The 24,573-nt window shown below is 53.3% G+C and carries 27 protein-coding genes; 13 read left to right on the top strand and 14 right to left on the bottom strand.

The window, feature by feature from the left end; genetic code table 11:
- Positions 1-29 precede the first annotated feature (29 nt).
- Both QT231_RS01205 and QT231_RS01200 read left to right on the top strand, forming a co-directional pair.
- The gene (locus tag QT231_RS01205; protein WP_308335125.1) at positions 30-935 is read left to right on the top strand and encodes a LysR family transcriptional regulator; all 906 of its coding nucleotides are present in this window, start codon (positions 30-32) and stop codon (positions 933-935) included.
- An 81-nt stretch (positions 936-1,016) separates the two neighbouring features.
- The gene (locus tag QT231_RS01200) at positions 1,017-2,639 is read left to right on the top strand and encodes a BCCT family transporter (protein ID WP_308335124.1); all 1,623 of its coding nucleotides are present in this window, start codon (positions 1,017-1,019) and stop codon (positions 2,637-2,639) included.
- A 135-nt stretch (positions 2,640-2,774) separates the two neighbouring features.
- Here the strand turns inward: QT231_RS01200 and QT231_RS01195 are convergent, their stop codons facing one another.
- Complete coding sequence (locus tag QT231_RS01195) at positions 2,775-3,149, bottom strand: hypothetical protein (RefSeq protein WP_308335123.1); 375 nt, start codon at positions 3,147-3,149, stop codon at positions 2,775-2,777.
- 502 nt (positions 3,150-3,651) lie between these two features.
- Here QT231_RS01195 and QT231_RS01190 point away from each other — a divergent pair.
- The gene (locus QT231_RS01190) at positions 3,652-6,399 is read left to right on the top strand and encodes an HAD-IC family P-type ATPase (protein ID WP_308335122.1); all 2,748 of its coding nucleotides are present in this window, start codon (positions 3,652-3,654) and stop codon (positions 6,397-6,399) included.
- A 10-nt stretch (positions 6,400-6,409) separates the two neighbouring features.
- On the opposite strand, the gene QT231_RS01185 is transcribed toward QT231_RS01190, so the two are convergent.
- From QT231_RS01185 to QT231_RS01175, 3 genes are all read right to left on the bottom strand, one after another.
- Positions 6,410-7,471, bottom strand: a complete 1,062-nt coding sequence (locus QT231_RS01185; RefSeq protein WP_308335121.1) for an ion channel — start codon at positions 7,469-7,471, stop codon at positions 6,410-6,412.
- Positions 7,472-7,703: 232 nt separating this feature from the next.
- Positions 7,704-7,847, bottom strand: a complete 144-nt coding sequence (locus QT231_RS01180; RefSeq protein ID WP_308335120.1) for a hypothetical protein — start codon at positions 7,845-7,847, stop codon at positions 7,704-7,706.
- A gap of 374 nt (positions 7,848-8,221) precedes the next feature.
- Positions 8,222-8,392, bottom strand: coding sequence for a hypothetical protein (locus QT231_RS01175; RefSeq protein WP_308335119.1), 171 nt, complete (start codon positions 8,390-8,392; stop codon positions 8,222-8,224).
- Between the two features lie 156 nt (positions 8,393-8,548).
- Here QT231_RS01175 and QT231_RS01170 point away from each other — a divergent pair, with 156 nt between their 5' ends.
- Both QT231_RS01170 and QT231_RS01165 read left to right on the top strand, forming a co-directional pair.
- Positions 8,549-8,731 (top strand): hypothetical protein, encoded by a 183-nt coding sequence (locus tag QT231_RS01170; RefSeq protein ID WP_308335118.1) that lies wholly within the window; start codon positions 8,549-8,551, stop codon positions 8,729-8,731.
- Between the two features lie 149 nt (positions 8,732-8,880).
- Positions 8,881-9,051: a hypothetical protein gene (locus QT231_RS01165; RefSeq protein ID WP_308335117.1), complete on the top strand. Its 171-nt coding sequence runs from the start codon at positions 8,881-8,883 to the stop codon at positions 9,049-9,051.
- A 95-nt stretch (positions 9,052-9,146) separates the two neighbouring features.
- Here the strand turns inward: QT231_RS01165 and QT231_RS01160 are convergent, their stop codons facing one another.
- The gene (locus tag QT231_RS01160) at positions 9,147-9,905 is read right to left on the bottom strand and encodes a dienelactone hydrolase family protein (protein ID WP_308335116.1); all 759 of its coding nucleotides are present in this window, start codon (positions 9,903-9,905) and stop codon (positions 9,147-9,149) included.
- A 174-nt stretch (positions 9,906-10,079) separates the two neighbouring features.
- Between QT231_RS01160 and QT231_RS01155 the strand changes: the two genes are divergently transcribed.
- From QT231_RS01155 to QT231_RS01135, 5 genes are all read left to right on the top strand, one after another.
- Entirely contained in the window at positions 10,080-10,760 is a 681-nt protein-coding gene (locus QT231_RS01155) for a Bax inhibitor-1/YccA family protein (RefSeq protein WP_308335115.1), read from the top strand.
- Positions 10,761-10,842: 82 nt separating this feature from the next.
- Positions 10,843-11,232 (top strand): sulfurtransferase complex subunit TusD, encoded by a 390-nt coding sequence (tusD, locus tag QT231_RS01150; protein ID WP_308335114.1) that lies wholly within the window; start codon positions 10,843-10,845, stop codon positions 11,230-11,232.
- A gap of 10 nt (positions 11,233-11,242) precedes the next feature.
- A complete protein-coding gene (gene tusC / locus QT231_RS01145; RefSeq protein ID WP_308335113.1) occupies positions 11,243-11,608 on the top strand; it encodes a sulfurtransferase complex subunit TusC in 366 nt (121 codons plus the stop codon).
- A gap of 17 nt (positions 11,609-11,625) precedes the next feature.
- Positions 11,626-11,916 (top strand): sulfurtransferase complex subunit TusB, encoded by a 291-nt coding sequence (gene tusB, locus QT231_RS01140; RefSeq protein WP_308335112.1) that lies wholly within the window; start codon positions 11,626-11,628, stop codon positions 11,914-11,916.
- Between the two features lie 2 nt (positions 11,917-11,918).
- Entirely contained in the window at positions 11,919-12,269 is a 351-nt protein-coding gene (locus QT231_RS01135; RefSeq protein ID WP_308335111.1) for a TusE/DsrC/DsvC family sulfur relay protein, read from the top strand.
- Between the two features lie 16 nt (positions 12,270-12,285).
- Here the strand turns inward: QT231_RS01135 and QT231_RS01130 are convergent, their stop codons facing one another.
- Complete coding sequence (locus QT231_RS01130; protein WP_308335110.1) at positions 12,286-12,918, bottom strand: XRE family transcriptional regulator; 633 nt, start codon at positions 12,916-12,918, stop codon at positions 12,286-12,288.
- A 124-nt stretch (positions 12,919-13,042) separates the two neighbouring features.
- A complete protein-coding gene (locus tag QT231_RS01125) occupies positions 13,043-13,984 on the bottom strand; it encodes a histone deacetylase family protein (RefSeq protein WP_308335109.1) in 942 nt (313 codons plus the stop codon).
- Positions 13,985-14,087: 103 nt separating this feature from the next.
- Here QT231_RS01125 and QT231_RS01120 point away from each other — a divergent pair, with 103 nt between their 5' ends.
- Positions 14,088-16,835 carry a bifunctional acetate--CoA ligase family protein/GNAT family N-acetyltransferase gene (locus tag QT231_RS01120; protein ID WP_308335108.1) on the top strand — a complete coding sequence of 916 codons (2,748 nt, stop codon included), beginning with the start codon at positions 14,088-14,090 and terminating at the stop codon, positions 16,833-16,835.
- A 46-nt stretch (positions 16,836-16,881) separates the two neighbouring features.
- Here QT231_RS01120 and pdxH read toward each other — a convergent pair whose 3' ends face one another.
- Positions 16,882-17,526, bottom strand: a complete 645-nt coding sequence (gene pdxH / locus QT231_RS01115; RefSeq protein WP_308335107.1) for a pyridoxamine 5'-phosphate oxidase — start codon at positions 17,524-17,526, stop codon at positions 16,882-16,884.
- 266 nt (positions 17,527-17,792) lie between these two features.
- Here pdxH and QT231_RS01110 point away from each other — a divergent pair, with 266 nt between their 5' ends.
- Positions 17,793-18,479: a cytochrome b/b6 domain-containing protein gene (locus QT231_RS01110; RefSeq protein WP_308335106.1), complete on the top strand. Its 687-nt coding sequence runs from the start codon at positions 17,793-17,795 to the stop codon at positions 18,477-18,479.
- Between the two features lie 56 nt (positions 18,480-18,535).
- Here the strand turns inward: QT231_RS01110 and QT231_RS01105 are convergent, their stop codons facing one another.
- The 3 genes from QT231_RS01105 to QT231_RS01095 are packed head-to-tail and all read right to left on the bottom strand — an operon-like array spanning position 18,536 to position 20,065.
- A complete protein-coding gene (locus QT231_RS01105; RefSeq protein WP_308335105.1) occupies positions 18,536-18,925 on the bottom strand; it encodes a DUF2069 domain-containing protein in 390 nt (129 codons plus the stop codon).
- Complete coding sequence (wrbA, locus tag QT231_RS01100) at positions 18,922-19,545, bottom strand: NAD(P)H:quinone oxidoreductase (protein ID WP_308335104.1); 624 nt, start codon at positions 19,543-19,545, stop codon at positions 18,922-18,924. Before wrbA ends, QT231_RS01105 begins: the two co-directional genes overlap by 4 nt.
- 49 nt (positions 19,546-19,594) lie before the next feature.
- Positions 19,595-20,065 (bottom strand): gamma-glutamylcyclotransferase family protein, encoded by a 471-nt coding sequence (locus QT231_RS01095; RefSeq protein WP_308335103.1) that lies wholly within the window; start codon positions 20,063-20,065, stop codon positions 19,595-19,597.
- Positions 20,066-20,237: 172 nt separating this feature from the next.
- Between QT231_RS01095 and smrA the strand changes: the two genes are divergently transcribed.
- A complete protein-coding gene (smrA, locus tag QT231_RS01090) occupies positions 20,238-20,828 on the top strand; it encodes a DNA endonuclease SmrA (protein WP_308335102.1) in 591 nt (196 codons plus the stop codon).
- A gap of 81 nt (positions 20,829-20,909) precedes the next feature.
- On the opposite strand, the gene QT231_RS01085 is transcribed toward smrA, so the two are convergent.
- The 3 genes from QT231_RS01085 to QT231_RS01075 all read right to left on the bottom strand — a co-directional run bounded on the left by QT231_RS01085 (position 20,910) and on the right by QT231_RS01075 (position 24,537).
- The gene (locus QT231_RS01085) at positions 20,910-21,464 is read right to left on the bottom strand and encodes a DUF934 domain-containing protein (protein ID WP_308335101.1); all 555 of its coding nucleotides are present in this window, start codon (positions 21,462-21,464) and stop codon (positions 20,910-20,912) included.
- Positions 21,457-23,109, bottom strand: coding sequence for a nitrite/sulfite reductase (locus QT231_RS01080; RefSeq protein ID WP_308335100.1), 1,653 nt, complete (start codon positions 23,107-23,109; stop codon positions 21,457-21,459). The genes QT231_RS01085 and QT231_RS01080 overlap by 8 nt, the downstream gene beginning before the upstream one ends.
- A gap of 156 nt (positions 23,110-23,265) precedes the next feature.
- The gene (locus QT231_RS01075) at positions 23,266-24,537 is read right to left on the bottom strand and encodes an MATE family efflux transporter (RefSeq protein WP_308335228.1); all 1,272 of its coding nucleotides are present in this window, start codon (positions 24,535-24,537) and stop codon (positions 23,266-23,268) included.
- Between the last annotated feature and the right edge of the window lie 36 nt (positions 24,538-24,573).

The raw sequence follows: 24,573 nt of genomic DNA, 5'->3' as shown, positions 1-24,573 counted from the left end.
CTAACCACATTGGTTAGGACTGCTTTCCAATGAGTGCTGATTTCAATCTTTTAAGGGTTTTTCTGGCGGTCGCGCAGGCCGGAAACTTTAGTGCTGCTGCTGACCAGCTAGGCGTCACTCGTTCTGCTGTCAGCCAGAGTATGCGACGGCTGGAGGATGAGCTGGGTATCGCGCTGGTGCAGCGGTCTACCCGCAGTGTGAGCCTAACCGAAGCAGGTAATCGACTAAGAGCGCAGATAAACGAACCGTTCACGGCTATTGCGTCTGCATTGGAAGAAGTCGTGGATGATGGGCCTCCTCGAGGAGTATTGAAGGTGGCGGTTACTTCAATAGCCGAGCGATTTCTCTCTGGCCCACTGGTCGCAACCTTTGCCGAGGCTTACCCCCGTATTACGTTAGATGTCACCGTAACCGATGAAGAGTTCGATATTGTGGGCGCCGGGTTCGATGCCGGAGTGCGCTTGGGAGAAGTGATCGAGCAAGACATGGTGGCAGTGCCGCTCTCTGGGCCTCAAAGCCAAGTCGTCGTGGCCTCTCCCCAATATTTGCAACGGTACGGCACGCCAGTGGAACCTTTCGAACTCCTGAATCATCTTTGCATTGGCTGGCGGCCTGCTCCAAGCGTCGCACCTTACCGCTGGGAGTTCGCGGAGCAAGGACGAGAGTTCGATGTGAATGTTAACCCTCAAATCACGACCAACGATATGTTGCTAATGATAAGGACATCCCTTGCAGGAGGAGGGGTTACCATAGGTATGGAGGAGACATTTCTACCATGGTTAGAAAGCGGTGAGCTGGTGCGGTTGTTACAGACCTACTTGCAGCCGTTTCCCGGCTTTTACCTCTACTTCCCAAATCGACGCAACCAACCCCCTAAATTGCGGGCATTAATCTCGCACGTACGTGCCTATCGAGAAACGATGGAGCCTTCGTAGTGAAAAACAAGGTTCGCTGACGCCTTGGCGTTATCGGTCAATGACTCCTATGTTGTTGGAACGACATGGGAGGAATAAATAATGGATGCACTAGCGAAGAAACTGGGTCTCAAGACGGATCCCATTATTTTTTTCACGTCCGCAGGGATCATGATCCTTTTTCTTGTGGTGCTACTGATTGCGCCAGGCCCCATTGGGGCGGCCTTTGGTGCAGGGCGGGAGTGGATCGTTACCAACCTTGGCTGGTTCTTTATTTTAGGGGTGACGAGCTGGGTGGCCTTTCTGCTTTGGGTGGCGCTTAGCCGTTACGGGGCGATCCGCTTGGGTGGCAATAATGCAAAGCCAGCCTACGACAATATTTCCTGGTTCACCATGCTGTTCGCGGGGGGAATCGGAACGGTGCTGATGTTCTGGGGGGTGGCGGAGCCTATATCCCACTTTTCTAACCCACCCAGACCGGATGTAGTGCCTTTCTCTGTGGAAGCCGCCGACGACGCCATGAGCTTTTCGATCTATCACCTGGGGCTGCATACCTGGGCGATTTTCACTATGCCAGGATTGGCTTTTGCATACTTCATCTATCGCTACAATCTGCCGATGCGCTTTAGTTCAGTATTTTACCCGTTGTTAGGTGACCGTATTTACGGGCCTCTCGGCAAATCGCTTGATGTCTTCGCGATACTGGGCACTCTGTTTGGGGTGGCCGTCTCTATTGGCTTGGGAACCCAGCAGATCAACGCGGGGCTAACGGAGCTGTTTGATATCCCAGATGCCGTTATCACCAAGGTATTCATCATCGCCATACTCACTTCTGTCGCCGTAGGGTCGATCGTCGCGGGGCTCGATTCAGGCGTGAAACGCCTCTCTAATATCAATATCGCCATGGCCGTTGGCCTGTTGTTTTTTGTGCTCTTTACCGGGTCGACCGTTTTCCTTTTGCGTGCTGTGGTCGAAACCTTCGGCCTCTACATAACGAACTTGCTGCCGATGGCATTCTGGAATGACACGCTGGCAAGCTATTCCAGAGACGGCGGCGCCTGGGGGTGGCAGGGTAGCTGGACAGTATTCTATTGGGCCTGGACGGTAACGTGGTCGCCTTTTATCGGCATCTTTGTAGCGCGCATTTCACGCGGACGTACCATTCGCGAGTTTGTCCTTGGCGTGCTTTTCGCCCCCTCCATCTTCACGCTGGTCTGGTTTGCGATCTTTGGTTGGTCGGCAATGGAGATTGATGGGATCGGGCCCGATGCCCGAGAAGCGCTGGGAGAGCAGGCCGGCCTTTTATCCGCCGCCGTAGATGAAAGTATTCCACTCGCCATGTTCGCGTTCTTTGAGAATTTCCCAGCCGCTACCTTAATCCAGGGTTTGGCCGTGGTGATCGTCGCTATCTTCTTTGCCACCTCATCCGACTCTGCGTCCCTGGTTGTCGATATGCTATGCACCGGCAGTGCGGATCCCGGCCCATGGCATCAGCGCGTATTTTGGGGTGTCTCTGAGGGCATGCTGGCCGCGATGCTCATTGTGCTTGCGGGTGATGCCGGGCTTACTGCGTTGCAGGAGGTGATTACGGTAGTTGGCCTGCCGATGTTCATTTTGGTGTTTGCCATGATGTTCGCGTTGTACCGTGGCCTTTCCCATGAGGATCTTAGCGAGGTAAGGGTGGGCAACCCACCGAAGCGGGAGGAGTTAACGCCGGATGACTAGGCAAGTAGGTAGTTGATCAGTAGGTTTTAAATAGGGGAGCGGTGGCCGGGCTTGTCACGCAGCCACTGCTATTTAAAAGCGCCTCTGAATCGGAGCGCTATGACCATCCAGTGATGACCGCATTAATGTCCGTTCCTACAGTTCACACCAAAGACGCTCTTTAAAGTCTTCGCTGAGTTCCGATACGTTGCGCATGCGGTTGAAAGTGGCTTCTGTCATCTCGCCAGCGATTTGGTGGTAACAGGATGCCACCGACTCCGGTGTCAGCGGCCCATTGAAGCCCAGCATGCAGTATGTCAGCTTGCTATAAACGGGCGTCATGGTCGCAAGGAAGTCGATTTCGTGGCGAAACGCGTCGTTAAGTGTTTCCAGCCAAATGCAGTGTAGCTTGGCTGCCGAATTGGATGTTTCCACCCAAGGCTGATACCAAAAAACAAGCAAGCCGTTGTTATTCAATACATTGCTATCGACTATATTAGGGAACGCTTTTTGAAATGCTGATGTTGTCATTGTCTGGGCTCCTCACGTGAGTAGAAAAAGTATAGTACTCACCGCTTTTACTGAAAAATTTAATTTCCGCTATATTGATCGACATCAATGTTTTAATTCTAATTAATCATTGATAATTAGCTAGTTAAAATAATTGAATGCTCACTTTGATGAGTTTTATTTTTGTCTTGTCAGATGTTGAATAATTGTTATTAATAAATATTTATAGTTAATTTAAGATAAATAAAAGAAGGAGGAAATTAAAGTTCTTGTTATTTGGTTATGGCAGTAGGGATGCTCGAACTCTTTGCTCAGGATCAATGATTTAACGAATAAAACCATGTTATTTATGCCATTGAGGTACTCAAAAAGGGAGCTCACGCTATTGCGCTGCATAACGTGAATCAGTTGTTACAGTCGCCAAACTCCGCGAGCTGGCCAAGGAGATGGTCAACACTTTAACGGTAGTGCTTCAACCTGTGACGGCAAGACCTTATAGCCTCTAGTTTGTTTGGGAGACAGCATGGAAACCCCCACTGCCGATACCGGTATGCCACCAGAAGGCCCGCCAGAAGAAGTTCATGCCAGGCTTGCCGAGGATGTCCTTGCCGTTTTGGAGACTTCGTCATCGGGGCTGAGCGTAGATGAAGCAGCAAGGCGCTTAGAGAAGTATGGGCGTAACCAGTTGCCGGCTGTGGCTGGCAGGCATCCGCTGCTTCGCTTCTTCGCGCATTTTCATAATGCTCTGATCTATTTCCTGTTGGCGGCTGCCGTCGCGGCTTCGTTGCTGGGGCATTTTGTGGATGCGTCGGTCATTGTTGCGGTGGTTTTGGTCAATGCCGTGGTCGGCTTTGTACAGGAAGGCAAGGCAGAAAAAGCACTGAATGCAATCCGTAATCTTATCGCACCGCACGCCCACTTGGTTAGGGAAGGGAAACATGTCGAAGTGCCCGTCGATGAGATTGTTTTAGGTGACATTGTTTCGTTGGAGGCAGGTGATCGAGTGCCTGCTGACCTGCGCCTTATTCGTGCCAGCGCATTGCAAATCGAGGAAGCTATCCTGACCGGTGAGTCCGTGGCGGCAGAGAAGCGAGTGACACCAGCGCCAAAGGAGGCCGCGTTAGGCGACTGCCACTCCATGGCTTATTCGGGCACGCTGGTAGCCACTGGGCAGGCGACAGGGGTTGTGGTGGCCACCGGGAGTGATACTGAGATTGGGCGAATCAGTACGCTGCTGCGCGACGTTCAACCACTCACCACGCCGCTGTTGCAGCAGATCAATCGGTTCGGCACGCAGTTCACCTGGGCTACGTTGGCTGTAACGGTCGTACTGTTTGCCTTCGCGGTGTTGGTGCGCGGCCATATCTGGTCGGAGGCACTCATTGCCGTGGTCGCCTTGGCCGTCGCGGCGATACCTGAAGGCCTGCCAGCCGTTATCACCATCACGCTGGCTATCGGTGTGCAGCGTATGGCACGACGCAGCGCCGCTATCCGACAGCTTCCGGCGGTGGAAACACTGGGGGCTACGTCAGTCATCTGCTCCGACAAGACCGGTACGCTGACGCGCAACGAAATGACCGTGCGCCGGCTAGAAGCCCCTAGCGGCCGCATGACGGTTACGGGGGCGGGCTATGTGCCGGAAGGGGAATTAACAGCGGAGACGTCGGAGAAGGCCGCCAAAGATAAGCAGCCGACGGATATCGATAGACTGATCCTGGCCGGACTGCTATGTAACGATGCACAGTTGAACCACACCGATGGAGAGTGGCATGTGATCGGCGACCCCATGGAAGGGGCGCTGGTGGCATTGGCCATCAAGGCTGGTCTGGAGCCTGAGTCTACCCGGCACGAGTGGCCCCGCCTTGCCGAGATCCCTTTTGACGCCAAGCACCGTTTTATGGCCACGCTCAATTGCCATACGACAGAGGGGGCTCAGGTATTCGTCAAGGGGGCGCCGGACGAACTGCTGCAGTTATGCTCCCTTCAGGCGGCTGACGAGGGAAGTGTACTGCTGGAAAGGGATGCCTGGACGGCACGCATAGCAGAGGCGGCTGCCCAGGGGGAGCGAGTGCTCGGCTTAGCGACCAAGCAGGTTTCGCCCGGCACCAATAAGCTGGTGTTTGCTGACCTCGATGATGGACTGGTTTTTGTTGGCTTAATAGGCTTTATCGATCCGCAGCGGGAGGAGGCAATGGTCGCTATTAAAGAGTGCCACTCCGCCGGCATTATGGTGAAAATGATCACCGGCGATCACGCCGCGACAGCAGTGGCTATTGCTCGCCAGTTAGGGCTCGATGACGACCCGCATGTACTGACCGGGCGTGAGCTAGACGACATTGCCGATAGCAATCTACCCGGCATCGTTACCGAGACCAGTGTTTTTGCCCGAACCAACCCCGAACACAAACTGCGCATTGTGCGAGCGCTGCAATCGACCGGCGCTGTAGTGGCAATGACCGGTGATGGCGTTAATGATGCGCCCTCGTTGAAGCAGGCGAATGTCGGTGTCGGTATGGGCCACAAAGGCACCGATGCGGCAAAAGAGGCGTCACAAATGGTTCTGCTCGATGATAACTTCGCCTCTATTGTGGCCGCTGTGAATGAAGGCCGAGTGGTCTACGACAATATTCGCAAGGTGACGGCTTGGACGTTACCGACCAATGGGGGCCAAGTACTCGCTGTCATTGCCGCGATTCTGTTTAATTTCGCTATGCCGATGTCAGCCGTCCAGATCCTCTGGATCAACCTCATCACAGCGGTCACGCTCGGCTTGTCGCTGGCGTTTGAGAAGGCTGAACCCAACGTCATGCAGCGTCGACCAAGGCCTGCTGGGCAGGGGCTGTTAACCCCCTTCCTGGTCTGGCGCATCGTGCTGGTGTCGTTCTTGTTCCTGATTGCAGCACTGGGTATGTTCTTCTACTCGCTTAGCCGAGGAGATGAGCTGGCCTTGAGCCGCACCTTAGTGGTTAACACCATCGTCGTGCTTCAAGTGTTCTATCTTTTCAATGTGCGCTATCTGCACATGACTTCGTTTAACTGGCGTGGCGTGCTGGGAACCCCTGCTGTGTTGATAGCGGTGGCGTTGGTCTGCATTGCTCAGCTTGCCTTCACGTATCTGCCGGTCATGCATAGCCTGTTCGATACTCGACCGCTGGGGGTCGCCGATGGGATGTTAATCATCACTTTCGGCTTCGCCATGATGATAGTGCTGGAAATTGAGAAAGTAGTGTTGCGGCGGGCAGGCAACGCCCACGCCAGCAACGAACTCTAAGCCCTACGCTTCAGCGCTCCTTGGTGAGTAACTCACTCAGTTGTTGCTGTGAAAGCCGCGTATTGGCCATGTAGTAAATAATGTCGCCATCCTTCAGCGGACGGTCAGTAGCAGGGTTAAGCATGCTCCCTTCGCTGTCATCGCTGCTGTTGGCAAGGCCAAGCACGGTGGCGTTGCAAACCTTTTTCGCTTGCATAAATAAGTCGCCAAAGGTGGCGCCGGTAGGCGGCTGAATTAATTGGGTTTGGTATTGAGTAGCGCCACGATCAACGGCGAGTAGTTCATTGACGACCCGCGATATTCCCGCATCGGAAGCTGAACGAACCAGCATTTCCAGCGCTAGGGCCTGGGTGCATTCAATGCCTGGCAAGGTACGCCTCAACATTGCTGCAGTATCTGGATTGGCGCAGTGGGCGACAATATGCGCGTTTTTTGCTTTAAGGCTGTAGGCACTCAGCGCGACGGTGGCAACTCGGTCATCACTTGTGTCGTAAATAATGATGCGGCTGGCGCTCTCAACCCCGGCCCGCTTGAGAAGCTCAGCATTTGAGAAGCTCTCTCCTTTGATAAATTTTAAATCCGCCGGGCGTGGGTTGCTCATCTCTTTGGTAACACAGAGCACGACTTCATCCGGTAGGCCTTTGTCGGCTTTGAGAATGTCCAAAATGCGCTCGGTGGTTTCGCCGTGCCAGCCAATGACGAGGGTGTGGCCGGATAGATGGCTAAAATCGCCTTTTCCTTGCATCTGTAATCTCCAAAAATTTGAAAGGGTGACAGTGGCTTTGCCGATCAAGGCAGCAAATAGTGAAATGCCGCCTGGGATAAGGTAAAGCGTGGCGATCCACTTTCCAGCCACGGTTGTCGGGCTGAAATCACCGAACCCTACCGTGCTGGAGACAACCACATAAAAGTAAATCCAATTGGTAGGGGAGTCGGCTATCGCTTCGCCGACCAGAGAAAAAAGTACCCACGTAGTGCCCATATGGGCCAGCACAATAATTAGCAGGAATGTCCACGAAATTTGTAGCGTAGATGCTTTAAGTACGCGGATGAGTTGCTGAATAACAGGCATAGCGGTCTCTTGCGGTGGTGAGGTACCTGCCCAGTTTTCTAGGCATGGGCGTTGATAATGTGGGGTTCATGCTCAATAGTGAGTTGGTTTGCTTCGTTACCTAACATCCCTTACCAAAATGAAGAATAAGCTGTTTTAGCGGAACAATGCGTGCTTGATACAAAAATACAAAACTCTGAGCAAACAAAAGGGCCGCTATCCGCGACCCTTTCAATATTATTGACTGAATTTATCAAGCAAAGCGTTTAGCGAGCCAGGAAAATGCGCTGTCGGTGAGCGATTTCTTCCCGTGATGCTCGCGGTGTTGGCTCCACACCATGCCACCTGACACAACGGCTAGGCTCATCAGCATGCCAGCAAGAATAAGTTCGTTCATAGCCTGTCATCCTCATCTGAGGTTTTATCGCGTTCTATATAACCATAGCCGAACGACCCAACAAAAATCAATATTATACCTAGCCCTACGCCGAGCCAAACGTTATCGGTATTCAGGCTGGGGTTGGTGACCACCCAGCCAGCCGTGAAGCAGGTAGCCACCACGATAACTCCCACGTTCCGTGTAGCTTCTAAGAACTGTTGACGAGTTGCACGAGCGCCTATTCTTCGGCGATGGGCTAAGGCCCTGCGTTCTTGTAAGCTTTTCTTTAGCCTGGCACGCAGGGCCTCCTGTGGGTCTTTACCACCATGAGGTTCTTTCAATCCATCACCTGCCATTAATCCTGCAAAATAAATGTGAAAACAATGAAATTTTTAAAACCCAGCTTTATTTACTTGGGTGCCGCGTATGCAGTCGCCGTAGACCATGGTATCGCCTGCCTCCTCTGCTAGCTGGCGGCAGTCTGCTGTTCTTGAGGAGGTGGGGCCTGAACTACAGCCTGCAAGTGTAAAGGTAACCAGGCAAAGGGCGATGAGTGCTTTCATTGATAACTCCTTGTCAGCAGATGATCCTTCTGGCATTTAACCTCATAGGGATCGCATGTGTCGATGATATGTGCCGGAACATCATGCCAAGCGTGCATGTCATAGCTTTGGTTTTGTCATCAATAGGGTTCTCTTTTTTATAGGTAGGATAAGCATATGGATCGTGTATTTGCATGGGATCACCACCACAGTCAGATTGTTTACCGTATTCCAGGTCATCGGCATGAAGATGGTCGAGAAGATAGCGATCTCTCTCCCGTATGGCTGCCCGCCGATGAGTCAGACTTACCCGAAGGGGTGACGGTTGAAGATTTGCGCAAAGTATCCGTTAAGGATTAGCCGTTAAAGATATAAGCTATTGAGCGGCTGCTCTACGTACGATTCAGCGCCTTCAAACTGGGCATGTTGAGGCACATAAAATAAATGGTGTTTGGCTAGCAATAGGCTAATATGCAGATGCTAGCCCCACCATCTCTGGATATGCCGCCATGTTAAAAGGTTTAATCGTCTGTTTTGCGGTGTTGTTTGCGCAATTGGCGGTACTGCATGTAATTGATGCTCGCCTCTATAATTCTCCCCAAAATGTGCGACAAACGGCGGCAACCACCGTTATGCCACATAAAGATGAAAAAGAAGGCGAAGAAGAAGTCCAAAGTTAAGCAGCGGTTATCTTAATACAGGCTTTAAATAGGTTCTGCTAAACTGAGTAGTTGGGAACCCTAGTAGTGTTCAACGCTGCTAGGGTTATTTGTATTTAAAGCATTTCATCCAACCAGACGTTGAAAGCCTCCCAAGAGCGTTGGTCGGCGCGCTCGTGATAAGCATCACTACCGAACACGCTGAAGACGTGGGGCGCACCGGAATAGATACCTACTTCATAAGTCACGCCTGCGGTCTCTAGCTCCTCCGCCAGATTAGCGACGTCCTCTAAGCTCACTGCACTGTCGGCGCCGCCGTGGGCAATAAAGATAGGTGCGGTTTCACTTGAGTAAGCTTGGCCATCGGGGGTGGTCAGGCCGCCGTGAAAGCTGGAGTACGCTGCTATGTTATCCGCTTCCCCGGAGCGGGCGATTTCTAGGGCGACCGCACCGCCAAAGCAGTATCCGATAATGACCGTTTGCTCAGCAGCGCCTTGTTGTCTAGCTTGGGCTAAACCACCAAGGGTTAGCGCGCGCATCCTTTCTCTATCCTGGTAGAGTTGGTTGGTAGCGGCGCGCTTATCGTCGACTGCTTGAGGGCGATTACCTTCACCAAAAAGATCCACGGCAAATACGTCATAGCCTTCCTCGGCCAGCATATCGGCACGCTGGCGCTCATAATCATCCAGCCCATCCCAGTCATGAACGATTAGTACGCTACCCTTGACGTTGTCGACCGCGGAGACAAAATAGCCTTGAAAATCCTCATTATTCACACGATAAGAGACATCCTCTCCGGTAGGCGAGAAGGCCATGGCGGGCAATGACAGCGCTAAAAGCGGCAGTGTGGTAGCGGAAAGTAGAATTTTTTTCATCGCTTTGATGTCCAAAGAAGTGTTCAACAAGCATAGACAAAGCGCGTTGGGGCAATTCAACGTTGAATAACCATTTACTAGCCAGACTTTGCTATATAGACAAAGGCTTGCGTCTGGAACTCGGTAACGGCATGCTTGTCCATTGTAGGAAATACCATTAGGGAGCATGAACACATGGCTTACAACGATTTACGTACGGCACGTCCTCAGTCGAGTGGCGTTGCCAACAGTGTCAGCACTAACAAGGTGCTGCGTAATACCTACGCACTTTTGGCAATGACGCTGTTGTTCTCAGCGGTGACCGCAGGTGCTGCTGTTGCCATGGGCATCCAGCAAATGAACATTTTTGTGTTCTTGATTGGTGCCTACGGCTTAATGTTCCTGGTTCACAAAACCGCGAACTCTGCGGCTGGTTTGTTAGCAACATTTGCCTTTACCGGCTTTATGGGCTTTACGCTAGGGCCGATTCTATCTGCCTATCTGACCCTGCCTAATGGCGGTGCGTTGATTATGAACGCGCTGGCGATGACAGGCCTGACCTTTGTTGGTCTTTCCGCCATAGCGCTAACTACTAAGAAAGACTTTAGCTTCTTGAGCAACTTCCTGATGGCGGGTGCTATCGTATTGATACTGGCCATGGTGGCGGGGATCTTCTTTAACATTCCTGCGCTTTCACTGATGGTGTCAGCTGGTTTCGTGCTGTTTGCTTCTGCAGCTATTCTGTACCAGACCAGTGAAATTATTCACCGCGCTGGCGAAACTAACTATATCCTCGCCACAGTGACGCTCTACGTATCCATCTACAACCTGTTTGTTAGCCTGTTGTCGATTTTGGGTATCATGAGCAACGATTGATCTAGGCAAGCGTTAGACGATATGACAGGCCCTAATACAGGGCCTGTTTTTTTTAGAGTAACCGTTACCAGGTATCATGATCATGCAGTACGGCTTATTGGTGATGGGCGCGCCATATAGCAACCCGGCACCTCACTCTGCATTGCGTTTTGCCCATGCCTTACTATCGTGCGGGCATCAGATTACAGGTGTGTTTTTCTATCATGATGGCGTCCATAATGCTTCATCGCTGATGGCACCTCCTCAGGATGAGCTTAACCTGCGAGAAGCCTGGGCTGAACTGAATCAGCAGCATGGGGTTCAGCTGGATGTCTGTATTGCCGCAGCGCTGCGGCGCGGAGTGATGAGCGAGTCAGAAGCGCAGCGCCACGGCAAGCAGGCCTGCAATATAGCGGCGCCTTTTGAATTGACCGGGCTTGGTCAATTGCTTGAGCTACAACAGCGCGTTGATCGTCTGATTACCTTTGCTTAAAGGAGTGCCAATGGCGTCCCCTGATGCACTTTTAGTGGTAATTCGCCACGCCCCCCACGGCTCAAACTGGTTACGTGAAGGGCTGGATGCCGCCTTGGTCGCAGCTGCCTTTGGCCAGCCCGTGCATCTGCTGTTTATGGGGCAGGGCATAATGGCACTGATGAAAGAGCAGGGCAGTGGCGCGCCGGGCCAAAAAGCCACGCTGCCAACCATCGATATGTTGGAAATGTACGATATTGACACGCTTTGGGTAGCCGAAGGGGCGCTGCAAAGTATGAACCTTTCCGCCGATTCCCTGATAGAGGGCGTCACTCTGATCGCGGATCAGGAAGTCCCTGAACTTTTGTCCCAACATGCCAAGATACTTAACTTTTAGGGCCTTGTGAGCGCACCATGATTCTACACATCCTCACCAAAGCGCCTGACAGCAGTGCTGCCACTCAAATGCAGCAGGCGTTAGGGGAGCATGATGCCGTGCTGCTGACCGAAGAAGCGGTAACTGCAGCTCTGGATCCCTCCTGGGTGGTATGGCAACAGTGTCAGCCGCGCATATTCCTGCTATCAGAAGACCTTATATCCCGTGGACTTGCCAGCATAGCCGCTGAGAATAAGCTGCCCACGCTAGAGATGGAGGGCTTTGTGGCGCTCACCGAACAGTATGAAAAGACCGTCACCTGGTACTAAGCATGTCTGAACTAAAAATATACCGTTATCTTGATTCCCAAAAAAAATATCCGCTAGATCCAGAAGGATATCTAGTTAATCAATCAGAATGGGACGAATCGGTAGCGCGTTTAATGGCTGAAGAAGAGGGCTTGACCCTCACAGCGGAGCACTGGGAAGTGATTAATGTCGTACGGGCATTTTACCAGCGTTACGAAATGGCGCCGGCAATGCGGCCACTCGTAAAAGCGACCAAGAATGCTCTGGGCGAAGAGAAAGGCCGCTCGGTTTACCTGATGCAGCTTTTCCCCGGCAGCCCGCCAAAGCGACTTGCACGCCTGGCCGGTTTGCCGAAGCCTACCAACTGCTTATAACCCACTGGGCAACACGCTACGCTATATCACCGCGTGTACACACCGACAACACCACGGCATCGTCTGGACTAGTGGATACCAGGGCATGACCCATATCACTGTCAAAATAGATACTGTCCCCCTCGGCTAGCACTAGCGGGGCGTAAAACTCGGTGTAAAGCATAATATCGCCGTGCAGCACCATTAAAAACTCTTCGCCATCGTGGCGTACCCACTGGTGATATTCGTCGAAACTGCGTGCCCGCACGATAGTTTTGAAGGGAATCATCCGTTTTTGGGCGAGTTGATGGCCTAATAATTCGTGCTCATAGGTGGGCGTGGGGTGGAGCTGCCCTTTACCTTTACGGGTAAGATCCCGCCGCCCCATGGTATACCGTTCCCGCTTGGGGGGCGTGAGCAATTGGGGTAGGTCAATGTTGAGCCCGGTGGTGAGTTTTTGCACCACGCTAAAAGTGGGTGAGACTTGATCGTTCTCAATTTTAGAGAGCGTTGAGCGAGCAAGCCCGGTGCGCTGGCTAACCTCTTCCAACGTCCACTGATTAGCGAGACGAATTTGTTTGAGCCGCTCCCCTAAACGCAGCGGTTCAACAAAAGGTTTGCTTCCCGATGCAATACGCAGCGCGGCATGCTCTTCAGTCGTAGCGGTCATAGGTTGTCACATTGGCTGCGTGGTCTAACGGTGCGTGTTTATAGGCGCGCGTAATCAATCATGATATCACAGCACAGAAGTGGCTAAGAACGACCTACACAGACAGGCAAGAGCGCTGTCGGATTTAAGGCACCTCAGAAAATGGCAGGCCCAGTAGCGCCTTTAGATGCGCTTCCACGCCACTGGCCAATGATTTCGGGTTATAGCCGCCTTCGAGCACCGATACAATGCGATTATCGGCATAGAGGGTGGCGATCTCCATGGTGAGGTGGGTAATCCAGTAGAAGTCTTCATCCTCTAAACAGATATCGCCCATGGGGTCATCACGGTGCGCATCAAACCCGGCTGAAATTAATACTAAATCAGGTTTGAAAGCGTGCAAGGCAGGCAGCCAGTGGTTTTCAATAATGCGCCGAAACTCAGGGCCATCGGTGCCCACTTCCAGCGGTGTATTGACAACGTTTTGCCACTCGCTGCGCAGATAACGCCACGGGTAAAACGGATACTGGAAGCTGGTGCAGATGAGCACCTCGGGATCATTTTTAAAAATATCGATGGTGCCATTGCACTGGTGCACATCAAAATCCAGTATGGCGATGCGCTTGGCGCCGTATTTGGCTCGCGCATGAGCCGCCCCCACGGCGATATTATTGTAAAAACAGAAACCCATCGCATCGCTGGCTTCCGCGTGGTGGCCTGGCGGCCTAACCGCACAAAAGACGTTATCCGCCTGGCGTTTGAAAACCTGATCTACCCCGCGGATAACAGCGCCTGCTGCAACCCGAGCGGCTTGCAGGCTGTCGGGGTTCATCATGGTATCGCTATCTAATGTAACGATGCCTTCGGTGGGCAAACATTTATCCAGGGAGCGCAAGTGGCGCAAGGGGTGTACTCTGGCAAGTGCCTCTTCACAGGCTTCCTTGGCATCGGCCTGCATGGTTTGCTGTAATAACCCAGCAAGCGATAGGCGAGCGCGAATGGCCTCCAGACGCTGGGGGCTTTCAGGATGCTCCGGCCCCATATGATGCAATGAGCAGTCTGGGTGGGTAAGGTAGGCGGTAATCATTCCAACGCTCCATTATTATTGATGCCACCTTAATCGCCTTCAGGGCCTGGGCGACAGTGTCAATAAGTCGTACAGCCGCGATTCATGTCAGGGGAGACGCATTGTGAGCACGCGCTTTTTACACCATTTTTTCGAACCTCGCACACTAGCGGTGTTTGGCGCCTCTGAAAAGCCCGCATCGTTGGGCGGTTTAGTGCTGAGCAACATTCAGGAGGGCGGCTTTAAAGGGCCGCTGTGGGCGGTCAACCTTAAAGGGTATTCCCAGGTCTTCGGCGTACCCTGTGTTAGCCGCGTAAGCGAGCTACCAGAAGTGCCCGACCTGGCCGTGGTCTGCACGCCTATTGAAGGTGTCCCTAGCCTGATTAAAAAACTTGGGCAGTACGGTGTCAAAGCGGCCTTGGTTCTCTCGGGGGGAGCTTACCTGGATCGGGATAAAGGCAATAAGGGCTCGATTCGCGAACGCATGTTGAGTGCAGCACGCGTCTCGGGTATTCGTGTCTTGGGCCCAGAGTGCATGGGGTTGATTGTACCGGGCAAAAAGCTGAATGCCTCTTACGCCAGTCAACCAGTGAAAGCGGGCCGCGTCGCCTATCTGGGCCAGTCCGGTATGCTGGCAAACGCCATGATCGATTGGGCCGCCGGGCGTGATGTGGGTTTTTCACACCTAATTACTGTTGGTGACAGCGTCGACGTACTGCTGCCGGATTTGATCGATTACGTTAATCAATTTTCCCCCGCCCAGGCCATTATGCTGCACCTTGAGCGGATCAATGACGCCCAGCACTTTATGACCGCTGTACGTGATGCGTCGCGTAATCGCTTGGTGCTGGCGATAAAAAGCGGCCGCACCCCTGAGTCTGATATTTCAGGCATGGCGCCCACACCGGGAATTGCCAATCGTGATGTGGTGTTTGATGCCGCTTTTGCCCGGGCAGGGGTGGTGCGGGTAGATGACTCCGATGAACTGCTCGACGCGTTGGAAACCCTGTCGCGCATGAAGCCTCTGAAAGGTGACCGCTTGGCGATCGTTTCTAACGGCCTGGGGCCTGCCATGCTGGCCATTGATAAGCTGATCAGCGCCGGCGGCAAGCTGGCCGAATTTAGCGCCGAAACCCAGGCAGCGCTGCACCATAGCGAGGTTGATATGAGCAAGCCGGGGGAGAACCCGGTGGATCTCGGCGGCAACGCCTCTCCAGAGCGGTTTGTCCAAGCGCTGGAAATTGTCGCTGCTGACGCCAATGTGGACGCTGTTCTGGTGGTTCACGCGCCTACCCGGATGGCGCCGTCCCTGGTGACTGCCCAGGCACTGATCGATAACCGCAAGAAGTTTCGCCGCAACCTGCTTACCAGCTGGATGGGCTTAAAAGAGGCGCTTAATGCCCGCCATATCTGCAACTTAGCCGGAATTCCAACCTATATTTCACCCGAAAAAGCCGTTAAGGCGTTTATGCATATGGTGATTTATCAGCGTGTTCAGGCACTGCTGCAGGAGATTCCGCCAAGCTTACCATTTTCCACCAGTCCAGAAATACGTGCCCAGTGCCGCACGCTGATCAAGCAGGCGAAAGAGCAGGGCAGGCAGACCTTAACCCACTCTGAAACAGCGCAAGTGCTTGAGGCCTATGGCATTCCTACGGCGCCCAGCGTCTATTTGGCCAACCCCGATGAGGCGCTTGTTCGCGCTGGGGAGATTTCTGGCACCAAAGCACTGAAAGTGGTGCATGAGGGCAATTGCCGCCCTTATCGCTACCGCAAGCACCCACATAAAATTTCAGCGGGCTTGCTACAGGATTTGGACACGCCCGAGCAGGTAGCAGAAGGCGTTCGCCAGCTTGGTGAAAAGGTCGCTGAGAAATTTCCCGAATATGCGATCCGCGAGTACTGTTTACAGCCCATGCAGCGTGGCAAGCACTCGATGCAGATTTGCGCGGGTATTACCCGTGACCCGGTTTTTGGCCCGCTGATTGTCTTTGGCATCGGTGGCTATAAGGTCAATGTGTTGGCTGACCGCCAGGTGGCGCTTCCTCCGCTCAACATGAGCCTGGCCGCCGATGTAGTGGGGAGAACCCACGCCGCTTCATTAATTCGTGAACACTCTGCCGATCCCGAGCGTGATATTCAGCACCTGTGCCAAATGCTGGTCAAACTGTCGCAAATGGCATCTGATTTAAGCGATCTGCGCGGGCTGGAAGTCAATCCGCTGCTGCTGAATCGTGACGGCATGGTTGCCGTCGATTTTGCCATGGATCTTGGCACGCCATCGCGCTTTGCGATCATGCCGTACCCTGAAGAGCTGCGAGAATGGGTGACGCTGAAAAACGGTTGGCAGGTCGAAGTCAGGCCCATTCGTGCCGAAGACGCCCATTTGATTACTACCTTCCATCGCCAGCTCTCGGAAGAGAGTATTCGTTTCCGCTATTTCCACAATAAATCCAACCTGACCCAGCGTGACCTGTCGATCCTATCGCATATTAATTACGACCGTCAGATGGCGTTTATTGCTGAATATTTGGGCGACGATGGCAGCAAAGAGATGCTTGGCGTGGTACGGGTATGGAACGATCCAGATAATATTCGTACCGAGTTCTCGGTTATTATTCGTGATGACTTGCAGGGGCTGGGAATTGGCAGCCTACTGATGAAGAAGATGATCGATTACTGCACTAACATCGGCACTCTGGAGATGATCGGCAAAATTATGGTCGATAACCATCCAATGCGGGCACTAATGAAGCACTTAGGCTTTAAATGTCGCTACAACATGGAGGAGCAGGTGATTGATGCTGTGTTACGCCTCAACGAACCCGAAAGTGAGTGGCAGCGGCACCGCCTTGAGAGCATGCCGGATTAAGCCTGCGTATAAAACGCAGGCCCAAATCGTAAACTGGTTACAGACGCTAGGGCGCTAGACGGAAACGGCTCCATTCGCCGCCGTCGCGGCGTTCAAACCGCAGCCGGTCGTGTAGACGACTAGGCTGGCCCTGCCAAAACTCGATCATTTCCGGGTTGATACGATAGCCACCCCAGTGAATCGGGCGTGGGATATCTTGACCATCATAAGCTTGTTCAAAGCGCTTTTGGCGCTCTTCGATCCAGTTGCGGTCAGGAATCACCACGCTTTGAGTCGCAATCCAGGCACCTAACTGGCTGCCGCGTGGGCGGCTGGTGAAGTACTCATCAGACTCATCAGCGGATACCTGCTCAACGGGGCCTTCGATACGCACCTGACGGGAGAGCGAAGGCCACCAGAAGGTAATGGCCGCGAAGGGTACATTGCTCAGCTCGCTGCCCTTATGGCTATGGTAATTGGTGTAAAAAACCATGCCGCGCTGATCAAATCCTTTTAACAGTACCACTCGGGCGTGTGGGCGACCTTGGCTATCAACGGTGGCTAGGGTCATAGCATTGCCATCTGTACCCTCTTTTTCCAATGCGAGGGTGAACCATTCGTCAAACAACACGAATGGATCATCGGGTGTCTGGGACTCTTCTAGCTTGCCACCTTCATAGTCACGCCTGATATCGGCTATGTTACGTGTCATTGAATGCTTCTCCCTGGAGTTTCATCCATGTTCGCTGGTCTGACTTTAAAGCTCAAGTGACCGACATCAATGGATGTTAAATGCGTTGCGACTCACTGTTCTATTTTAACCAGTGTTATGACTAGCTCATTGTGACTATCGATTGCGGCTAACTGTCTCGCATTCTAGGAGAAAGCCAAAATTAATGCGAAGCTATCTCATTATTTCGGGCTTACTAGCGCTAGGCCCACCAATATAGGCCCATCACTGCTAAGGGAGGATAAGTTATGCGTGACAGGGTAGTGATTGAGGTATGGGATGGCTGGGTTCGCTTATTTCACTGGGGGTTAGTGACGGCCGTGCTGGTCTCTTTTTATACCACCAAGACCAGCGGCGCGCCCTTCCTATTCCCAGTTGAAGTGCACGCACAGGCAGGCTATCTGGTAATAGGGCTACTTGTCTTCCGTTGGCTGTGGGGCGCTCTGGGCAGCGTGTACGCGAGATTTAACACGTTTTTATATCCACCCACTGAAACAGTCGCCTACTCCAGGTCGCTCCTAAAGCGCCAACCCAGCGCTTATGCCAGCCACAATCCGCTAGGCGGATGGATGGTGCTGTTGATGCTGCTCTCGCTTAGTTTTCAGGCAGTGAGTGGCCTGTTTTTAAGTGACGATATCTTTTTTCAGGCCCCGCTCTATGGCTTCTTTGGGGATGAGGTGGGCAGCCAGCTGAGAACCTTGCACCAGCTCAATAGCGATTTACTCATCATCCTAATTGGGCTGCACCTTGCAGGCTTGATCGTACATAGCCTAATGGGTGAATCGCTGATAGCGGCGATGCTGGTAGGTGCCAAACGTTTTTGCCAGCAGCCAGTTGATGCGCGTAAAGAGTCGTTGAGCTCAACGCTACTGCGTTTACGCGCGATTGGCGCCTTATTGGTTGCTGCTGGCGTCGTCCTATGGCTGTGGTTTTAATGTACTTGTTCTTGAATTAGCTCTTAAATTAGTTCTTGAATACGTTCTTGAATGAGTCATTGACGCAACTGCCGACTGCGAAAGCGCGCATAGCCCATGCAACCGGCAAATAGCACAAGCGCAACAGTGGCCTCCAAAATTCCACGTAGTCCCTGGCCTGGCAGAGTAATTAACATCACGCCTTGTGTGAAGTAGAGTAGGCTGACGAAGGCGAGCCAGGCGTGACCGCGTGCGCGTTTACCAATGATTGAGGGTAAAAACAGCACCAGGGGTAAAACAAACGCAACGACAGGGCGCCAGTTAAAATCGTCGTCTTGGAGTAAAAAGCCGCGATAAATGACCAGTACCAGCAGGATGGCAAAACTGGCTAGCACCACCTGCCGACTTCTAAGGGTCAATTTATCAAGCCCATGGCGTGCTTCTACATCTTCCAGCCACTGCCTCATAATGCCTCCTGACGCATAGCGTGCAGCGCCAAGGCGAGTCTCGCCAGTCGTTTACCCTGGGCAATGCAGAGTTCGCGCTCGTGCTCATCCACCGAGCGGTCGCTACGTGTTCCAGCCAAGTGGCTGGCACCATAGGGCGTGCCGCCTGTGCGAGTCTCTAACAGGGTGGTTTCACTGTAGGGAACCCCCGCATAGACCATACCGTGATGCAGCAGAGGCACTAACATAGTGAGCAGGGTGCTCTCCTGCCCACCGTGTAGGCTTGAAGTTGAGGTGAATGCACTGGCGGGTTTGTCGATCAAAGCACCGTTCATCCACAAGCCACTGGTTGAATCGATAAAATACTTAAGTGGTGCCGCCATGTTGCCAAACCGGGTGGGGCTGCCCAGTGCTAACGCACTGCAATTACGCAGATCGTCCAGGTCAGCGTACACTGCGCCTTCTGCAGGAATTTCTGGGTCTATGGCTTCGCAGGTCGTTGAAACCGGGGCCACTGTGCGCAAACGTGCCTGAATGCCAGGCACGCTTTCTACGCCAGCCGCAATCTGTTGCGCCATGGTGGCCGTGGCACCTGAGCGCGAGTAGTAGAGAACCAGAACGTAGGGTGTCATTTCACTCATCACTATTCCTGAATGGGTTCATGGAAGCTGTCGCGGTAATCATAGATGCCTATGGTACCAGAGCTATCGGAAACTCCATGTACGATACAAATGTATTTTGTTGCTCTGGAAGGCGCCTATAGACCCAAGCGCGGGTGCCATCATCAAGGGTTAACGCTACCCGCTCATAGCGGATACCCAGTCGTTCATAGCGATCAAGGCGGGCCAACTCTTTGGCATTCACACTCAGCACCAGGCCTTCGACGTGACTCCCTGGCTGGGGCGACAGGTCGAGGCCGTTGCGCTGGTACCCCTCCAACACGGCTTCCTTAGGGGCGCCTAAGCTCCCCATCACAACGAACCGGATAGGGGCATAGCGTAACGTGCCATACACAAACACCTGATGAGTACGCTGTTCGATAGCGGGGAATGTACCAGGGCGATCATAAAACCACGGACTGAGCATGGTTAACCAGAGCCATCCGGCTAGGCTAAGCAGCCCCACACCGCTTAAAATGACTAGACGTTTTAACCACACCATACTCTGTCTCACTGCGAATGCTAAAAAAGTGGCTGGTCAGCTTGGCGCGCCAAACGGACGATGACAAGTTCTATGTTATCGTCTTATTGAATCTGCTTAAGCAAAGTGCACCGGTTTGCTACTCTATTTATGTCATATAGGTGCTTATTAGACCCTGCCGTAGGAGCCTGCAATGAATCAGCCACTTCGTGATGATCTGGATTTTCGTGCTCTAGTAGGCGATGTTAAACCGCTGCCACCTAGAAATCGCGCCGACCCAGGCGCTCATCGTAAAATCCCCTCTGAATCCCAGTTGGCTCGGCGGGAGTGGGCAGAGGAAGAGATGGGAGCGCGTAACTTCCTATCTGACGACTTTGTCGATCTGCTGCCCCCTTTTGATCCCATGGAGTATCGCCGCGAGGGCATTCAGCAGGGTGTGGTCGATAAATTAAGACACGGTGGCTATAGCGTTCAGGCGCAGCTCCACTTGCTTCGGCGGCCATTAACGGAGTGCCGTCGCATGCTGTTTCCCTTTATTCAGGATGCCTACGCCCATGATTTACGCTCCGTTATGATCGTGCATGGCCGTGGGCGTGAGATTGATAGCCCCGCCAATGTGCTGCGTTCATACCTTGCCAAGTGGCTCAGCCAGTTTGAGGAAGTCCAGGCGTACGTGTCCGCGCAGCCTTCAGAAGGTGGGCTGGGTGCTACCTGGGTCATGCTACGTAAAAGTGATCGCGCCAAAGCCAATAACCGCGAGCGCCAGCAAAAACGCCGAGGATAAGTGTCTATCAATAAAACTGTTTTCAAATAAAAAGGGCAGCCGAAGCTGCCCTTTTTGGTTTGCAAACGTCACTTACTGCGCTTACTTATCGGCTGCTAAGCGGCGCTCGAATAGCGCCTGTCGCTCTTCCACATCAGGCTGGTAGCGAACGCTGATGAAGCTTAGCGCGCGCAGGGCATCCTCGGGATGCTGGTCATCACGCAGCGCCATGGCACTAAAGCCACAGCGACGCATGTAATCCAACTGATCAACTAAGACGTCGCCTACGGCGCGCACTTCACCGCGGTAGTCGTAGCGCTCACGAAGCAGGCGAGCGATGGAGTAACCACGGCCATCGGTGAAGGCGGGGAAGTCGATGGCAATGGCCGGCGCTTTGCTCAGTTCCGCAGCAAGCTCCGTATTAAGCGTCGTATCGCTCATCAGAAGCGGCGCCAGCTCAGCGTCTTCCTGGTTGGCCTGCCACAACGCTAGCGGCACAAACGCCGGGCGCTGCTCTGGTAGTGTGTCTTCATCGTAGGAGACACACCAAGCGTTCTCCGCCGCCAGCTCGCCGTTAGCTATCAAGTGATCAACATGAACCGGCATCAGTTCCGTTGCTTCAGCTTGCGTGTCGTTTGGCAAGGATTTATCAGGCATAAACACGCTCCTTAAAGGGTTTTAGACCAATACGGCGATAGGTATCCAAGAAGCGTTCGTCCTCATGGCGTTGTGACACATAGACTTCCAATACTTTTTCAACCACATCCGGTACATCTGAGCGGAAAAAGGACGGGCCTAAAATCTTACCCAGCGAGGCATCGTCGGTGGAGTTACCGCCAATCGATATCTGGTAGAACTCTTCGCCTTTTTTATCCACGCCCAGGATGCCGATATGGCCCACGTGGTGGTGGCCACAGGCGTTCATGCAGCCGGAAATATTCAGATCCAGCGGGCCAAGGTCATACAGGAAGTCTAGATCTTCAAAGCGTTCCTGTAGCGCCTGGGCGATGGGAATCGATACTGCATTGGCCAGGCTGCAATAGTCGCCGCCAGGGCAGCAGATAATGTCGTTGAGCGTGCCCACGGTGGGGTTGGCCATACCCAACGCCTCAAGCTCTTTCCACAGCGCTTCCAGCTCATCCACCGGCACATCAGATAGCACCAGGTTCTGTTCGTGGGTGACACGCACTTCACCAAAGCTGTAGCGGTCGGCTAAATCAGCGACGGCTTCCATCTGGTCAGCGGTGACATCGCCCGGCGCGTGCTCACGGCGTTTAAGCGATAGCGTTACGGCTTTATAGCCGGACACCTTGTGATCGGTCACATTGTTGGTGACAAAACGCGCAAAGCTACGGTTTTCGGCCCGCAGGCGGTCAAACTCTTCTGTTGCGGACGCTGCCACCGGGCGACGATCAGGCTCGGGGAAGTGCTTTTTGGCTGCATCGACGGCTGCCTGATTAAGCGTTTGCGGGCCATCTTTTAAGTGTGCCCACTCTTCGTCCACCCGGCGACGGAACTCCTCAATACCCAGGGCTTTAACGAGGATTTTAATCCGCGCCTTGAACTTGTTGTCGCGACGACCAAACTGGTTGTAGACCCGCACACAGGCTTCCAGGTAAGTCAGCAAATGCTGCCAGGGCAGGTCTTCGCGAACCACGTCGGCTATCATCGGGGTACGGCCCAGGCCACCACCGGCCAACACTTTTACACGCAGCTCTCCGTCGCTGTTGTACCAGAAGCGCAGGCCAATATCGTGCACCTGAATGGCCGCACGGTCTTGGGCCGCACCGCTGACGGCGATTTTGAACTTGCGCGGCAGGTAGGCGAATTCCGGGTGTAGCGTTGACCATTGGCGGATTAGCTCACACCAGGGACGCGGATCTTCCACTTCATCGTTGGCGATGCCGGCAAACTGGTCGCTGGTGGTGTTACGAATGCAGTTACCGCTGGTTTGAATCGCGTGCATCTGCACTTTGGCCAGATCCGCCAAAATATCCGGCACATCTTCAAGGGCAGGCCAGTTCAGCTGCAAATTTTGCCGAGTAGTAAAGTGACCGTAGCCGCGGTCATAGCGGCGAGTGATCTCAGCCAAGGCACGTAGCTGACTACCCGCCAGCATGCCGTATGGAATCGCAATACGCAGCATGGGCGCATGGCGTTGAATATAGAGGCCGTTTTGCAACCGTAACGGACGGAACTCTTCTTCTCCCAAACGCCCGGCGCGGTAGCGTTCCATTTGGTCACGGAACTGAGCGACACGCTCATCAACCAGGGTTTGGTCGTGAATATCATAACGGTACATGTGGCACGATCCTGCTAAAAAGCGAAATGGTCACGTTGAGACGGACGTTAATGTAGCGTCACCTTAACGCGGGCGTCATATTCTACAAAAGAATATATAATTATCTTTTTATCTCTAAAAGCTATTTAGAAACCATAGTATGAGTTTGGCAGCCCGTTAGAAGGCGGGGGCCAACCAGCGGCGGCGCTGCCATACCCATAAAAATCCGGCCGAGTTTACCAATCGGTAAAGCAGTTGCATAAGCCAGATACCTAATAAGCCTTGGTCTAAACCGATGCCTACCCACCAGGCCAGAGGTAAAAAAAGCAGCCACTGCATCCCCAGGGTGAGCATCATGACTGTGCGCTGAGCGCCCGCGCCCATTAATGCCTGGGCAAGCACCAGGGCCGCAGCATCCAGCACAATCATCACGCCGGTTAGCTGTAGCGGGAGTTTACCCAGCGCGATTAACTCGCTGTTGGTGAAAAAGAGGGCGAGTACCTGCTCGGGCAAGACCAGCATGGGTAGCGCCAACATAATGAGTAACAGCCAAGCCACCCGCAGCGCATCCAGCCCCCAGCGGTGGGCTTCATACTGAGCATCCCGGCCTAACGCTTCGCCTACCAGGCTCATCGCCGCAACGCCTATTCCGACCCCTGGCAAAATCAGCAGCAGTGATAAATTAATCAACACGTGGCCAACCGCGACGCTGGCGGTGCCCAGCTGGCTCAAGAGTCCAATGAGTACCGCATAACCCGCTGCGAATAGAAGCTGCTGTAAAGAGTGGGGAGCAGCCAGTATCAGGGTAGTGCGCAGGGTGGCCAAACGTGGCAGCTGTTTTAAACAACGTTTTAAAGAAAAGCTTTGGGTGCTCACCCAGCACCACACCATCAAGCCAATAAACAGTGACAGTGTCGTTCCCGCACCCGCACCGCTCGCACCCATTTGCGGTAGCCCGGCTAAACCGTAGATTAAACCAGCGCTGGTCGCCACGTTAATCAAGTGAACTGACACGATGATACGCAAATAGAGATGCGTCTGCTGGCGACCGTTCCAGTAACCACGAAAGCAGAGTGTTAACGCAATGGCGATCAGTGACACCACCCGCCAACGAAAATAGCTAACCGCAACGCTTTGAACATCATCGGCCTGGCTAATCAAGCCCATCAGCAGCGGCGCTTGCCACCACGCCCAGAGTGATAGCGGCAGGCCTAGCGCAAACCCTATCGCTAGCCCCGAGTTAAGCGGGTGGGCGATATGCCTATGGGCAGCCCCCACGCGCTGGGCAGTTTGTGACTGTACGCTGGAAGATAGACCAAACACTACCGCGGTCAGCATAAACATGGCGTAACCGCCCACGCCAACACCTGCTAGTGCTACCTCGCCTAGATGCCCTACCAACGCAGCATCGATCAAGTTGAGCAGGCTCTGTGAAAGCATGCCCAACATGATGGGTAAGGCAAGGCGCAATACCCTGCCATGGCG

The sequence above is a fragment of the Halomonas sp. SpR1 genome (genome assembly GCF_031010175.1).
Classification (GTDB): Bacteria; Pseudomonadota; Gammaproteobacteria; order Pseudomonadales; family Halomonadaceae; genus Vreelandella.
This window is presented reverse-complemented; position numbering and strand designations above follow the sequence as displayed.